This is a genomic window from Brevundimonas sp., from assembly GCF_041919755.1.
Classification (GTDB): Bacteria; Pseudomonadota; Alphaproteobacteria; order Caulobacterales; family Caulobacteraceae; genus Brevundimonas.
The window spans coordinates 32,370-45,759 of the sequence record NZ_JAYRTD010000001.1 but is presented as its reverse complement, the minus strand read 5'-3'; the positions used below and the strand labels follow the sequence as shown (position 1 = coordinate 45,759).

The window sequence follows — 13,390 nt, the reverse complement described above, 5'->3', positions numbered from 1 at the left end:
ATAGTGCCAGGGGTTCTGTTGGCAGGCCCCCTGGCGGCCCCGCCTGAGGATCTGAACCCCCAGGACTTAAGTTGGAATTACCGGAACCGCATTACGCGGCGACGGCGTATTCCCCAGCGAAGTTATCGTTCGCAGTTAGAAAATGGCCCGATACGGTGGGCCAGGACGAGCGAAAGCAGTCTTCTTTACACGTCCGTCGATGCTAGTCGGCCCCATACCTTCCGCCGATACGCGGGAGAAAATGGTGGAGCCGCCGGGAATCGCACCCGGGTCCGGTCCGCTTATTACAAGCGCGTTTATCGCCATATCCGGAGCAAGCTCCGGCAGAACCAATATAGGGCATCCGCCGACAGGTTCAAAGAGGCATGGTGCCGTAAGGTCCTCAGCCGCCGCCGGTGCGTCCCGTCGCCTTGCCGGTGCCTTCGCACACGGGACAGGTGTCGCCCGACGTCAGGGTGCCGCGCCCTTCGCATTCGGGACACAGGCTCGCGTCGAAGGCGAGCGTTGCCGCCGGATCGGCCGGGCCTTCGGGGAAAAGGCCCCGGTCCTGAATGTCGTGCGGGTCCATGAAGCCACAACGACTAGCCAGCGTGGCGGTTCAATATCTCAGCGCGCTCTGGGCCAATCCGCCGTCTGGTGGCGGAACCAGGTCAGTTGTCGCTTGGCATAGTTCCGCGTGGCTTTCTGGGTGGCGGCGATGGCTTGGTCCAGGGTGGTCGTCCCCTCAAGATGCGCCGACAATTCGCGTACGCCCACGGCCTTCATCGCGGGCAGGGCGGAGTCGAGGTTTCGCCGGATCAAAGCCCGAACCTCGTCAAGCGCCCCGTCCGAGATCATGCTTTCGACGCGCCGGTCGCAACGGTCGTAGAGCGTCGCCCTGTCCGGTTCGACGATGCTGCCGGTCCATGATCCCGGGGATAGCAGAGGCGTCGTGTCGGCGGACCAGTCGCTGAGCGCTCGGCCGGTGTGCTCGGCCACTGACATGGCCCGGATCAGGCGTTGACGGTCGCCCGTCTCGATCCGCTGTGCCGCCTGCGGGTCGAAGGCGGACAGTCGATCGCGGAAGACGACCTCGCCTTCGGCATTGAAGCCCTGCTCGACGGCATCGCGGACTTCGTTGGGTACATCTGGAATGTCCGCCAGCCCCTTGGTCAGAGCCATGAAATACAGCCCCGTCCCCCCGACCAGCAGCGCCGGACGCCCAGCCTCCGCCAGTTCGGCAAGGATCGGCATGACGGCCCGGCTCCAGCGACCGACGGACCAGGCCTCAGCCGCATCGGCCACCCCGTACAGTCGGTGCTCGATCTCTGCCTCGTCCTCGACCGAAGGCCGGGCGGTCAGCACACGCAGATCGGCATAAAGCTGCTGGCTGTCGGCATTGATGATGACCGCTCCGGTTTCGCGTGCCCGCGCCATGGCCAGGGCCGACTTGCCTGAGGCGGTCGGGCCGGCGATCAGTTCAATCAGGGGCGGTCGGGACAAATCGGCGCTCGCAGAAAGGGGGCTTTCGGCGATAGAAGGCCCGCACACGCCCCGCAACCCCGAAGCTCTTTCCAGAGGCCGCGCCATTGCCCGACCGCGACACCGTCATCGCCACCCTTGATGGCATCCTAGACCCGAAGACCGGGCAGGGGCTGGTCGCGGCTGGACTGGCGCAGGGGCTGACCGTCGCCGACGATCGCGCGGGCTTCGTCATGGAGGTGCCGGCTGGCGACACCGCCTTGTACGCCCCGATCCGCGAAGCCGCAGAGGCTGCCCTGAAGGCCTTGCCTGGAATGACCCGCGTGTCGGTCGTCCTGACCGCCGAGACCGCACCCGCGACCAAGCCTGTCCGCACCGCCTCCCTGTCGCCCCAGGCGTTGGATCAGACTCGCGCCAGGGCTCCTGTTCCGACCGACCGTCCCGCGTATGTCCACCGTGTCCTCGCCGTCGCCAGCGGCAAGGGCGGGGTGGGAAAGTCCACGGTCGCGGTCAATCTGGCGGCGGCCCTGTCGGCGCAGGGGCTGCGCGTGGGCCTGCTGGATGCTGACGTCTATGGCCCGTCGCTGCCGACGATGCTGGGCCTCTCCGGCAAACCGGAATACCGGGACGGCATGATGCAGCCGCATGAGGCGTTCGGGCTGAAGGCCATGTCCGTCGGCCTGCTGACCGGGGCGGGCGACGCCATGGTCTGGCGCGGGCCGATGGCGTCCCAGGCCCTGACCCAGATGCTGACCCAGACGCGGTGGGGCACCGCAGAGGCTCCGCTGGACATCCTTGTCGTCGACCTGCCGCCCGGTACCGGCGACGTCCAGCTGACGCTGATCCAGAAGACGCCGCTGGACGGCGCCGTCATCGTCTCCACGCCGCAGGAAGTCGCCCTGGCCGATGCCCGCCGGGCGCATGCCCTGTTCCAGAAGGTCGGGGTGCCGACTCTCGGCCTGATCGAGAACATGAGCGGCGACGTCTTCGGGCGGGGAGGGGCCAAGGCCGAGGCGGTGCGGCTGGACTTGCTCTATCTCGGCGATCTGCCGCTGGACGCCAGTTTACGCGAGGGTGGCGATGCGGGTCGGCCCGTTGTGGTCAATGAGCCGGATGGCAACGTCGCCCAGCGGTTTATGGTCTTCGCCGGTGCCGTCCGAGAGGCTCTGGCGCTGACCTGAACGGCGATCCTGTCTTGCAGGAATCCATAATTCCATTATCGTGGAACTATGGAAACCGAAACCGCCCTGCTTGGCTTTGCGGCGCTCAGCCAATCGACACGTCTCGAGACCTTCCGCCAGCTGGTGCGTCATGAGCCCGAGGGGCTGGCGGCGGGCGAGATTGCGGATCGTCTGTCGGTCCCGGCCAATACCCTGTCGGCCCATCTGGGTGTGCTGTCTCGCGCCGGTCTGGTCACGGCGACGCGCCACAGCCGCTCGATCATCTATCGCGCCGACCTGAGCCAACTCAGCGATCTGGTGCTGTTTTTGGTCAAGGACTGCTGCCAGGGCCGATCGGAACTGTGCCAACCCCTGGTGGCCGAACTGGCCCCCTGCTGCACCTGAGGCCCCATGGACGTCGTCATCTACCACAACCCCGCCTGCGGTACGTCGCGCAACACACTGGCGCTGATCCGGCATGTTGGGATCGAGCCGCATGTCGTTGAATATCTGAAGACTCCGCCCAGCCGCGCCCTGGTCGCGTCGATGGTCCAGCGCATGGGCGGCAGTGTCCGAGACCTGCTGCGTGAGAAGGGCACGCCCTATGCCGAGTTGGGTCTGGGCGACCCGTCCCTCACCGACGACCAGCTGCTTGATGCCGTCGAGGCGCATCCGATCCTGATGAACCGGCCGCTGGTGGTGTCGCCTCTGGGCGTCAAACTGTGTCGCCCGTCGGAGGTGGTTCTGGATCTGCTGCCGGCCGAGGGGCTCAAGCCTTTCACCAAGGAAGATGGAGAGGTCGTCGTCGATGGCGATGGACGCCGGGTTCGCGGATGACCGAAGCCGCCGTCGCCAGGCCAGCCCGCCTGTCCTTTCTGGATCGCTGGCTTACTTTGTGGATATTCGTGGCCATGGCGCTGGGCGTTCTGCTCGGAACCGTGGTGCCCGGCCTGCCGGGCTGGATCGACAGCCTGTCTGTCGGCTCGACCAATGTCCCCATCGCCATCGGCCTGATCCTGATGATGTATCCGCCCCTGGCGCGGGTGAAGTACGAGGAATTGCCGCGGGTCTTTGCCGACAAGCGGGTGCTGGCCCTGTCGCTGTTTCAGAACTGGGTATTGGGTCCGGTGCTGATGTTCGCCCTGGCCGTGATCTTCCTTCGCGACCAGCCGGAATACATGACCGGGGTAATCCTGATCGGCCTGGCCCGCTGCATCGCCATGGTCCTGGTCTGGAACCAATTGGCGCGGGGCGACAATCAGTATGTGGCCGGTCTGGTGGCCTTCAACTCGATCTTCCAGATTGCCTTCTTCAGCGTCTATGCCTGGCTGTTCCTGACGGTCCTGCCGCCGCTGTTCGGGCTGGAGGGCAGCGTGGTGGACGTCGGTTTCTGGACCATAGCCATCGCGGTCCTGATCTATCTGGGTCTGCCATTCATAGGCGGCTTTCTGACCCGCCGCGTGCTGATCGCCCGCAAGGGGGCCGACTGGTACGAGACGCGGTTCCTGCCCCGCATCGGGCCGGTGACCCTGATCGCCCTGCTGTTCACGATCACGGCCATGTTCAGTCTGAAGGGCGGCGAGGTCGTCGCCCTGCCGCTGGATGCCCTGCGTATCGCCATTCCGCTGACGATCTATTTTCTGGTCATGTTCATCGTCAGCTTTCTGATGGGACGGCTAATCCAGACCGACTATCCGCGCACCACGGCCCTCGCCTTCACGGCGGCCTCCAACAATTTCGAACTGGCCATTGCCGTCGCCATCGCCGCCTTCGGCCTGGCCTCGCCGGTCGCCTTTGCGGCAGTCATCGGGCCGCTGGTCGAGGTGCCGGTGCTGATCCTGCTGGTCTCCGTCGCCCTGTGGCTGGGTCGCCGGTACTTCCCCGACACGGCCCCGAAGAAGGAGGCGTGCGGCTAGCCAATTTTTTCGGCCCGACAGGGTTTTCAAACGCAACCTGAATCGCCACCTTGGCGGTTCCAGTCCCGCTCCCCCGGGATGATTGCCAAAGAGACCGCGATGTCCGTCGAGACCCTGTTCCGTCCGTTTACCGTCAAGAACCTGACCCTGCCGAACCGCATCGTCATGGCTCCGATGACGCGGTCCTTTTCGCCGGGCGGCATCCCGACCAGCGACGTCGCCGCCTATTATCGCAGGCGGGCCGAGGGCGGCGTGGGCCTGATCATCACCGAAGGCACGGTGGTCGAACGGCCCGCCGCCCGCAACGACGCCGCCGTCCCGGTCTTTCATGGCGAGGCCCTGCCGGAATGGAAGAAGGTGGTAGAGGAGGTTCACGCCGCGGGAGGCCTGATCGCGCCACAGATCTGGCACGTCGGCGCGGCGCGCGGACAGGGTGCGGACTGGCAACCCCTGGGTCAGGTCGACAGCCCCTCCGGTCTCGTCGCTCCGGGCAAGCAAAAGTATGAGGCCATGACCGAAGAGGACATCGCCGACACCATCGCCGCCTTCGGTCGGTCGGCCCGCGCAGCCCGCGATCTGGGCTTCGACGCCGCTGAAATCCATTCCGCGCACGGCTATCTGATCGATCAGTTTTACTGGGCGGGTTTGAACGCACGGGACGATCGCTGGGGTGGCCCGACAATCGCGGAGCGCGCTCGCTTCGGCGTCGAGGTCGTCAAGGCCGTGCGTGAGGGCCTGGGCCCCGATATTCCCCTGATCATCCGCCTGTCGCAGTGGAAGCAGCAGGACTACGACGCGAAGATCGCTCAGAATCCCGACGAGATGGCCGAGTGGCTCCTGCCGTTGTCCGACGCGGGCGTCGACGTCTTCCACTGCTCACAGCGCCGCTTCTGGGAGCCGGAGTTCGAGGGCTCGGACCTCAACTTCGCCGGCTGGGCCAAGGTCATCACCAAGAAGCCGACCATCTCCGTCGGCTCGGTTGGACTGGACGGCGAGTTCATCGCAGCTTTCGGTGGGGCGGGCTCAAATCCGGCGTCGCTGGACGGCCTGATCGAGCGTATGGAGCGGGACGAGTTCGACCTGATCGCCGTCGGTCGCGCCCTGCTGGCCGATTCGCGCTGGGTCGAGAAGGTCCGCGACGGCCGCAACGACGAACTGATGGCGTTCGATCGTTCGGCGATGGCGACGCTCACCTAGGTTCTAGGTTTCAGGAGATAGGTTCTAGGGCTAGGGTCTAGGCAGGGCGGTGCGCATCAAGCCACCCTAGAACCTGAAACCTAGTCCCTAGAACCTCCCTTGCTCCTCGACGTCCTGATCTCCACTGCCTGGCTGAGCCTGATCATCGGGCTGCGGTATCTGCTGATCGCGGGCGGGGTCTGGTGGATGCAGTGGGGCAGGGCGCGGGGCCTGGGGCGGCAGCTGAACCGGGACCGCCCGTCGCGCCGTCTGATGCTTCAGGAAATCCGCTTCTCCCTGATCGCCACGCCCATCTATGCCCTGCCGGCCGCCATAGCGCTGGAGGCGTTCAAGGCGGGCGGGACGCGGATGTATCTGGACCCGGCGCAGTACGGCCTGTGGTGGCTGCCAGTCAGTTTCCTGCTGCTGCTGATCGTGCAGGACACCCACTATTACTGGACGCACCGGCTGCTGCATCATCCGCGACTGTTCGCCATCGCCCATGCCGGGCATCACCGCTCGCGTGAGCCCAGTCCCTTTGCCAGCTTCGCCTTCGATCCGATCGAGGCGGTGCTGACGGCCTGGCTTTTGCCGCTGATGGTCTTCTTGATCCCGATCAATGTCTGGGTCGTGGCCCTGCTGCTGACAGTGATGACCGTGACGGCGGTGATGAACCATTGCGGCTGGGAGATGTGGCCGGATCGCTGGGTGCGCTCACCGCTGGGTCGTCACCTGATCACTGCCACACATCACGGTCGGCACCATACCCATATGAAGACCAACTTCGGCCTTCACCTGCGCTTCTGGGACCGTCTGTGTGGCACCGATGCGATGCCGGAGGTCAAGGACCGCGCCTAGCGGCGGTCCAGCACGCGGAAGACGAAATCGTGGTCGTCTTTATCGCCCGCGGTGTGCGCCTCTGATGCTGTTTCCGCAAAGGCGGTCTGGTCGAAATCCGGAAACACGGCGTCCCCATCCGGCGCGGCGTCGACCTCGGTGATGTAAAGCCGTTTGGCACGGGGCAGCGTGGCTTCAAACAGGGCCGTGCCGCCGATCACGCAGATTTCGTCAACCCCGTCGTCCTCGGCCTGTTCGCGCGCGATCTCGATGGCCTCGTCCAGGCTGGTGCAGACCAGAGCCCCCTTGGGTGAATGGTCGGTCCCATAGGCCTCGTCGCGGGTCAGCACGATATTCAGCCGCCCCGGCAGAGGTTTCAGCGGCAGGCTTTCCCAGGTCTTGCGGCCCATGATGCAGGGTTTGCCCACGGTGATGGCCTTGAACCGCTGCAGATCGCTGCGCAGCCGCCAGGGCAGGTCGCCGTCGCGGCCGATCACGCCGTTGCGGCCCCGCGCGACGACCAGGGCGATACGGGCAAGGGGCAAGAGAAACCTCTGACTTTGGGGGAACGGTGAACTGTTCTTACCCAATCCTGTGCCCGATTACATCCGGCCGAGCGGCAACCGCGCATCCGGTCAGGCTTTACCGCAACAGCGTTGTCGATGCGTAGGAGTGTTTCGTGAACAAGATCGCCCTGTGGTGCTTCGTCGGTTTCGTAGTCGCCTTCGTGATTGCGTTTGGTCTCGGGGCCTGGGCGGCCAGCCTAGGAACGTCGTTCGGCATCGCGCCGTGGATTCTGGGAGGGTTGCTGGGGGCGTTCACAGCCCTGATCGGCGGCAATCTGGCGGGCAACCGCAAGGTGGCGATGGCCAGCGGCGAGGCGCGCGATGCCGCTCTGTCCTTTCAGCCTGCGACCGGCCATGCCTTGCTGGTCGTCTATCGCGAAGGCTTCGTCGGGATGGCAGCGGGGATGAACGTCCATCTGGATGGCCGACCAGTGGCCCAGCTGAAAAGCCCGCGCTTCACGGCCCTGCATCTGATACCCGGCCATCATATCGTTGCGTTCAGCTTCGGCGGTCTGGCGGGGGCGCAGAACCATCAGGCCGAAGTCGTCGTTCCCGCCGTTGCCGGTCAAGTCATCGCGCTCAAAGCCACCATGGCCATGGGTGCGCTGAAGAACAGCATCGCCGTCGAATGGGTCGAGGCCTATCCATCAGATCTACGGCAGACGCTGGCTGGTATGAAGATGGTGGCGGCGGATCAGTCCGCGGCCTGATCCAGCCATTTCAGCCATTTGCGGCGCATGGCCTGTTCGAGGTCGATGCCCGCGCCGTCACAGTAGATCAGCAGCATCCCCAGCAAGTCCGCCGCCTCATCGGCCTGCGCCTGCGCATCCGCCGAACCCCGCGCCCGCCCGCTGACGCGCAGATGCTCGGCCGTCAACTCGCCCAGCTCTTCCTGCAGCTTCAACAGCGCCCAGTCGCCGGACCGGTCGATCCCGTGCTCGGCGGCATAGATGTCGGAGATGCGCAGCACCTGTGCGGACAGCGCGGACAAATCCATGGTCAGCGGCGTTCCCACGTGACGCGATCAGGCATCGGCAAGGTTGTGAGTGTCTGTTTGGCTGTCGCGTCTCCAAGCGCATAGGCGTCCAGAAAAGTCTCGGTCGCGTTCTCCATCAGAGTGAAGATCGCGTCGTCCGACCGGGCGACCAGTTCGTGGTTTCCGCCGTCGACCACCATCAGATATTTGTCGCCGGCCGGGCTGCGGTCGAACGGGCTGCGGTGCTGGGTCCAGTCCGAAACGAAGCCAGGGACAATATCGGCATCGCCCGTGATCATCAGCAGGGGGGGCGCCATCGTGGCGTAGGTCTGCGGGTTTACGAGGCCCGGCAGATCACCCGCCGATGAGAAGGCAATGACGCCTTTGACCGAGGGATCGCCCATCGGGCCGGCAGCGGTGACCGCCCCAGCCGAGATCAATGACAGCAATGAACCGAACGAGTGTCCCGCAGCGATCACGGGTTTGCCTTGATGCGCGTTGCCGACATATCCCCGAACCACTGCGAGGTCCGTAATCCGTGCGGCGAAAGCCGCCCGATTGTCGTAACGGGCATGGTCAGGATGCCTGAGAGAGTCCACGTGAAGCGGGGCGACCACGGTGTAGCCATGATCGGCCCAGGCCTTGAGAATGCGGTTGTAGGGCTCGGGGCTGCTGTTGAGCCCGTGGCTGAATACGACCACCCCCCGCTCTTGAACGGCGGGCCAGATGCTGACGTCGATGAGGCGTCCGTCGGGTGCAGACAGGCTCGCGTGTTGAACACCGGCTGGCGTATCGGGTGTCGGGGTCTGAGCTAAAGCAGCAGACAGAGGCGAGCTCAGGCAAAGAGCCAAGCCGAGCAGCAGGGCGATGAGGCGCATGGAGTGAAGTCCAGTCAGGGGGGTGGCGCTAAGTCAGACCGCGATCGGGGCCTTGATGTGCGGCCAGGGGGCGTAGTCGCTGAGCGCGAAATCCTCCAGCCCAAAGGCGAACAGGTCAGGCTTGGGCGCGATGGTCATGGTCGGCAGGGACAGCGGCTCGCGGCTCAGCTGGGTCTCGGCCTGTTCGACGTGGTTCAGATACAGGTGGGCGTCGCCGAAGGTGTGGACGAACTCTCCGGGCTCCAGCCCCACGACCTGGGCGATCATCATGGTCAACAGGGCGTAGGAGGCGATGTTGAACGGCACGCCCAGGAAGACGTCGGCGCTGCGCTGATACAGCTGGCAGCTCAGCTTGCCGTCGGCCACGAAGAACTGGAACAGGCAGTGGCAGGGCGGCAGGGCCATGTCATCCACGTCCGCCGGGTTCCAGGCCGTGACGATGTGGCGGCGACTGTTGGGATTGGTCTTCAGCCCGTGGACCAGTTTCTCGATCTGGTCGATGACCCGGCCATCCGGCGCGGTCCAGGACCGCCACTGCTTGCCATACACTGGTCCCAGCTCGCCCTCGGCATCGGCCCATTCGTCCCAGATGCGGACGTTGTGGTCCTTGAGATAGCCGATGTTGGTCTCGCCGCGCAGGAACCACAGCAACTCCACGATGATCGACCGCAGATGCAGCTTCTTGGTCGTCAGAAGCGGGAAACCCTTGGACAGATCAAAGCGCATCTGGCGTCCGAACACGCCCAGCGTCCCCGTGCCCGTCCGGTCGTCGCGCCGCGCCCCATTGTCCAGGATGTCGCGCAGCAGATTCAGATACTGCCATTCCGGATGATCGGCAGGCGCGGCCTCGCTGCGGGCTTGGATGTCGGCGAAATCGAAGGCGGCGCTCATGACCGTAAGTGTGCCGCTGATTCGCGCCACGAATCACCGGTCCATGGTCGTGCCGTCCACAATGTAGACGACCTATCCCCCAAAACCGCCCTCATCCAGAAACGCCTGCTCCTCGGGCGTCGTTTCGCGGCCCAGCATGGCGTTGCGGTGGGGGAACCGTCCGAAGCGAACGATGATGTCACGGTGGACCTTGCCCCATTTCACCAGCTCTTCGTCGCCGTCCGCCAAGGCCAGATAGCGGTCCTGATCCTCCAGCCGCTCGGAATGTTCGAAGGGCAGGATGACGAAGTTCTTCAGCTGCGGCTCGAACGCCAGGTGATGCCCGCGCTCGACCGCCTGATTGGCAAACATCAAGGCGAGGGGGTCGGTAGCGAACTGATGCGCAGTGCCCCGAAAGCTGTTTCGGGGGAACTGGTCCAGCAGGATCATGAGGGCCAGGGCCCCGTCCGGTGTCTCTATCCAGTGGTCCAGCTCGCGTCGCGCCGCCGCGACATGGGCATCATGGAACCGCCTGTGGAACTCGGCATCGAAGGCATCGTCCTTGGCGAACCACTTTTGCGGACCGGCTCCTTTCCAGAAGCCGACCACGTCCGAAATCGCTATCTGTGTGCTCATGACCCAGACCCTAGCGGCTCCTCTGCCTGTATTCCATGACCGCGACTGCGACGTGTCGATCATTCGCGGCAAGCGCGTCGCCATCATCGGCTATGGCAGCCAGGGCCGGACGCATGCGCTGAACCTGCGCGATTCGGGCGTCACCGACATCGTCATCGGGCTGAAGGCGACCTCGGGCACGCGGGCGAAGGCTAAAGCTGACGGCTTTCCCGTCCTGACCGCGGGTGAAGCGACGGCCGGGGCCGATGTCATCGCCGTCATGGTGTCGGACGAGGCGCACCGCGATCTTTGGACCGACGAGATCGAGCCGAATATCCGGCCAGGTGCCGCCCTGATCTTTGCCCACGGCCTGTCGGTGAGGTTTGGCCTGATCCAGCCGCGCGCCGATCTGGACGTTATCCTGGCCTCGCCCAAGGGTATCGGGCCGCGCATCCGCGATCTGTACGAGGAAGGGCGGGGGGTCTTCTGCCTGTTCGGCGTGCATCAGGATGCCTCAGGTAGAGCGCATGCCCTGGGCCTGTCCTATGCGGCGGCGCTGGGGTGCGGGCGAAAGGGCATCCTGGAGACAACCCTTGCCGCCGAATGCGAAAGCGATCTGTTCGGTGAGCAGGTCGTCCTGTGCGGCGGGACGGCCGAGCTGGTCGATGCGGCCTTCATGAAGCTGGTCCAGGCCGGTTATCCTCCTGAAGTCGCCTGGTTCGAGACCTTCTATGAGCTGAAGCTGGTCACCGACCTGATGTACGAGCGCGGGATCGCCGGGGCCTTTGCCCGCATCTCCAATACGGCGGAGTATGGGGCTTATCTGACCGGGCCGCGCATTATCGGTGAGCCTTCGCGCAGCGCCATGGACGACGTTCTGGCCGAGGTCCGGTCAGGCGAGTTCGTCGATCGCCTGATGGCTGATTACGATGCGGGCTCGCCCGAGCTCCTGTCGCGCCGTAAGGCTCTGAACAAGCGCACCATCGAAGCCGTCGGCGCGCATCTGAACGCTGTCGCGGCCAAGGCTGAATAGAAGATCGGGAACAATGCGCCGCTCAAGCAGCGAGCCGCCGCGCGGTGAGCGGTAGCGGCCAAACATGCCGCCCAACCAGCGAGCCCCGAGGGGCGAGCGTTAGCGCCAGAAAAATGGTCGGAGTGAGAGGATTCGAACCTCCGACCCCTGCCTCCCGAAGGCAGTGCTCTACCAGGCTGAGCCACACTCCGACTTAAGGAGGCGGTGTATAACGAGGGGGTCGAGCCCTCGCAAGCGGCGAAACGACGGCTTTGAAAATAGTCTGAAAACCGGTCCTTGCATCCCGCCGTCCCTTGTCGTATCTCGCACGCCTTCCGGCGGTTCGGCCCCGGAAACGCCGGACCTGCTGGGGAATGGTGTAATGGTAACACAGCGGTTTTTGGTACCGTCGTTCTAGGTTCGAGTCCTAGTTCCCCAGCCATCCTTCTTCACTTGTGGAAGAATAAAAGCGGCCTTTGCCGCGCCGCAGGATCGCTCCCGCGACGCGGCGCTGGAGCCCCTACTCGATCTTTAGGCGCAGTAAGATCGTCCCACCGTCCGGATCGCCGCCGTAGATCGCTTCCAGCCGGTTCGGCACGTGGTTGACGCTATACTGTGCACCGACGCCGAACCGAACGTTGTCGGCGATCTGCCAGTCACGGATCACACCTGCCGAGACCTTGGCGACCTCGTACAGCGGGCCGTGACCGCCGCCGATACCGGGAACAAGTTCATCTGTCTGGATTCTTTCGGCTCGTCCGAAAACGGTCCAGCGATCATCGGGGCTGAAAGCGGTCTCGGCCAGCCAGGCGTCCTTCGACTCGTCGTGATCGTTGGTCTTGCGGCCCCAGGCCAAGGTGGAGGACCACCAGCCGTCGCTACCGATGCTGCGAGCATGGATGGCGCTGGCCGACCATTTGGTCTCGTCCTCGTCAGGCTCTAGCTGCTCGGGCGCGGAGACGTCGGCATAAGACAGTTGTAGCGACCATTCGGGTGACGGGTTCCAGCTGCCGCGCACGGCCCAGCTGTCCAGCCGAGGAGCGTCGAAATCGAACCGGTCCTCATCCGGCTCGCGCCCTTTGAAGGCCGAGGCCTCCAGCTTGAAGCCGTCATGGACCCAGCCCAGGGTCGTTACGCCGAACACGATGTGCGTCGAATCCAGCCAGTGGTGGGTGATCGGTGCCTCCGGGCCATCCATCGCGCTCATGCGGTGCATGAAGGCGGGCGGGCCGAACGCGGGCTCGCCGGGGTAACCGATGTAGGCGAAGACGCTGCCGCTATCGGACAGGCGGCGTGAATAGCTAACCGAGGCTTCCATGAACAGTTCGTGCGGATGCTGGCGATCGATCAGGGGGTTGATCCCGTCCGCTGTCTCGCCCGCCGCCATCAGCAAGGGATAGCCCGACTTGCCCATGAACGGGTCAGGGCTTGCCATCAGCCGCAAGTTCAGGGTCGAGCCGTCGGCGAAGTCACGTCGTGCCGCACCCATGATCATGCCGGAGACGAAGGTCTGGTCGTCACCGCGCGTTCCATTCTGACGTGTATAGGTCAGGTTCAGCAGGGCGTGACCCATGAAGGTCCAGTCTCCATCGCTCCAGTGGACGCCGGCGTGCCGCCCGGCGTCGGGTTGCCAGCTGGTGCCTGAGGCATCGCGGCTCATGGGCCAGGGACCGAGTGGGCTGGTCATGTGGTGGCCGGAATGACCCATGGTGGCCGGCTGAACCTGCATTCGGCTCATGTCGTGACCGGCATGGATGTCGGAGTAGGGGGTGGGCCCGGGCACCGACGGCTGCGTCTGCGGAGCCGGATGGTGCGTGTGATCCTGCGCACTGGCCACTTGGGCGAGCACGAGCAGGGATGCGCCGGCTAAGGGCGCGATGAAGCGGAAAGCCATGAAGGCTCCTTGATAGGAGAATGTCTGAT

At 64.8% G+C, this 13,390-nt stretch carries 16 protein-coding genes, 2 tRNA genes and 1 other RNA gene; 9 read left to right on the top strand and 10 right to left on the bottom strand.

Going from position 1 to position 13,390, the window contains the following annotated elements; translation table 11 throughout:
• Positions 1-2 precede the first annotated feature (2 nt).
• From ssrA to miaA, 3 genes are all read right to left on the bottom strand, one after another.
• Positions 3-364: a transfer-messenger RNA gene (ssrA, locus tag ACE3TH_RS00270) on the bottom strand.
• Positions 365-382: 18 nt separating this feature from the next.
• Entirely contained in the window at positions 383-568 is a 186-nt protein-coding gene (locus ACE3TH_RS00265) for a hypothetical protein (RefSeq protein WP_374596267.1), read from the bottom strand.
• A 38-nt stretch (positions 569-606) separates the two neighbouring features.
• Positions 607-1,482 carry a tRNA (adenosine(37)-N6)-dimethylallyltransferase MiaA gene (gene miaA, locus ACE3TH_RS00260; RefSeq protein ID WP_374596265.1) on the bottom strand — a complete coding sequence of 292 codons (876 nt, stop codon included), beginning with the start codon at positions 1,480-1,482 and terminating at the stop codon, positions 607-609.
• A gap of 86 nt (positions 1,483-1,568) precedes the next feature.
• Between miaA and ACE3TH_RS00255 the strand changes: the two genes are divergently transcribed.
• From ACE3TH_RS00255 to ACE3TH_RS00230, 6 genes are all read left to right on the top strand, one after another.
• The gene (locus ACE3TH_RS00255) at positions 1,569-2,642 is read left to right on the top strand and encodes a P-loop NTPase (RefSeq protein WP_374596263.1); all 1,074 of its coding nucleotides are present in this window, start codon (positions 1,569-1,571) and stop codon (positions 2,640-2,642) included.
• Between the two features lie 48 nt (positions 2,643-2,690).
• Complete coding sequence (locus ACE3TH_RS00250) at positions 2,691-3,026, top strand: ArsR/SmtB family transcription factor (protein WP_374596261.1); 336 nt, start codon at positions 2,691-2,693, stop codon at positions 3,024-3,026.
• Between the two features lie 6 nt (positions 3,027-3,032).
• Positions 3,033-3,458, top strand: a complete 426-nt coding sequence (arsC, locus tag ACE3TH_RS00245; protein ID WP_374596259.1) for an arsenate reductase (glutaredoxin) — start codon at positions 3,033-3,035, stop codon at positions 3,456-3,458.
• Positions 3,455-4,537: an ACR3 family arsenite efflux transporter gene (gene arsB, locus ACE3TH_RS00240; RefSeq protein ID WP_374596257.1), complete on the top strand. Its 1,083-nt coding sequence runs from the start codon at positions 3,455-3,457 to the stop codon at positions 4,535-4,537. The genes arsC and arsB overlap by 4 nt, the downstream gene beginning before the upstream one ends.
• 99 nt (positions 4,538-4,636) lie before the next feature.
• On the top strand, positions 4,637-5,734 hold the full coding sequence (locus ACE3TH_RS00235) for an NADH:flavin oxidoreductase (protein WP_374596255.1): 1,098 nt from the start codon (positions 4,637-4,639) through the stop codon (positions 5,732-5,734).
• A 99-nt stretch (positions 5,735-5,833) separates the two neighbouring features.
• Entirely contained in the window at positions 5,834-6,571 is a 738-nt protein-coding gene (locus ACE3TH_RS00230) for a sterol desaturase family protein (RefSeq protein WP_374596253.1), read from the top strand.
• Here ACE3TH_RS00230 and ACE3TH_RS00225 read toward each other — a convergent pair.
• Complete coding sequence (locus ACE3TH_RS00225) at positions 6,568-7,095, bottom strand: dihydrofolate reductase (protein ID WP_374596251.1); 528 nt, start codon at positions 7,093-7,095, stop codon at positions 6,568-6,570. The two genes, ACE3TH_RS00230 and ACE3TH_RS00225, sit on opposite strands and share 4 nt — an antisense overlap.
• Positions 7,096-7,229: 134 nt before the next feature.
• Here ACE3TH_RS00225 and ACE3TH_RS00220 point away from each other — a divergent pair, with 134 nt between their 5' ends.
• A complete protein-coding gene (locus ACE3TH_RS00220; protein WP_374596249.1) occupies positions 7,230-7,826 on the top strand; it encodes a hypothetical protein in 597 nt (198 codons plus the stop codon).
• On the opposite strand, the gene ACE3TH_RS00215 is transcribed toward ACE3TH_RS00220, so the two are convergent.
• The 4 genes from ACE3TH_RS00215 to ACE3TH_RS00200 form a co-directional block, all read right to left on the bottom strand.
• Positions 7,811-8,113, bottom strand: a complete 303-nt coding sequence (locus ACE3TH_RS00215) for a phosphoribosyl-ATP pyrophosphohydrolase (protein WP_374596247.1) — start codon at positions 8,111-8,113, stop codon at positions 7,811-7,813. The two genes, ACE3TH_RS00220 and ACE3TH_RS00215, sit on opposite strands and share 16 nt — an antisense overlap.
• Before the next feature lie 2 nt (positions 8,114-8,115).
• Positions 8,116-8,970, bottom strand: a complete 855-nt coding sequence (locus ACE3TH_RS00210; RefSeq protein WP_374596245.1) for an alpha/beta hydrolase family protein — start codon at positions 8,968-8,970, stop codon at positions 8,116-8,118.
• Between the two features lie 33 nt (positions 8,971-9,003).
• A complete protein-coding gene (locus ACE3TH_RS00205; protein WP_374597079.1) occupies positions 9,004-9,861 on the bottom strand; it encodes a thymidylate synthase in 858 nt (285 codons plus the stop codon).
• A gap of 72 nt (positions 9,862-9,933) precedes the next feature.
• Positions 9,934-10,476: a DUF924 family protein gene (locus tag ACE3TH_RS00200; RefSeq protein WP_374596243.1), complete on the bottom strand. Its 543-nt coding sequence runs from the start codon at positions 10,474-10,476 to the stop codon at positions 9,934-9,936.
• Here ACE3TH_RS00200 and ilvC point away from each other — a divergent pair.
• Positions 10,475-11,488 (top strand): ketol-acid reductoisomerase, encoded by a 1,014-nt coding sequence (ilvC, locus tag ACE3TH_RS00195; RefSeq protein ID WP_374596241.1) that lies wholly within the window; start codon positions 10,475-10,477, stop codon positions 11,486-11,488. The genes ACE3TH_RS00200 and ilvC overlap by 2 nt on opposite strands.
• A gap of 114 nt (positions 11,489-11,602) precedes the next feature.
• On the opposite strand, the gene ACE3TH_RS00190 is transcribed toward ilvC, so the two are convergent.
• Positions 11,603-11,679 (bottom strand) — tRNA-Pro (locus tag ACE3TH_RS00190).
• A 156-nt stretch (positions 11,680-11,835) separates the two neighbouring features.
• Between ACE3TH_RS00190 and ACE3TH_RS00185 the strand changes: the two genes are divergently transcribed.
• Positions 11,836-11,909: transfer RNA gene (locus tag ACE3TH_RS00185), tRNA-Gln, on the top strand.
• Between the two features lie 78 nt (positions 11,910-11,987).
• On the opposite strand, the gene ACE3TH_RS00180 is transcribed toward ACE3TH_RS00185, so the two are convergent.
• Positions 11,988-13,361 (bottom strand): hypothetical protein, encoded by a 1,374-nt coding sequence (locus tag ACE3TH_RS00180; protein ID WP_374596239.1) that lies wholly within the window; start codon positions 13,359-13,361, stop codon positions 11,988-11,990.
• Positions 13,362-13,390 lie beyond the last annotated feature (29 nt).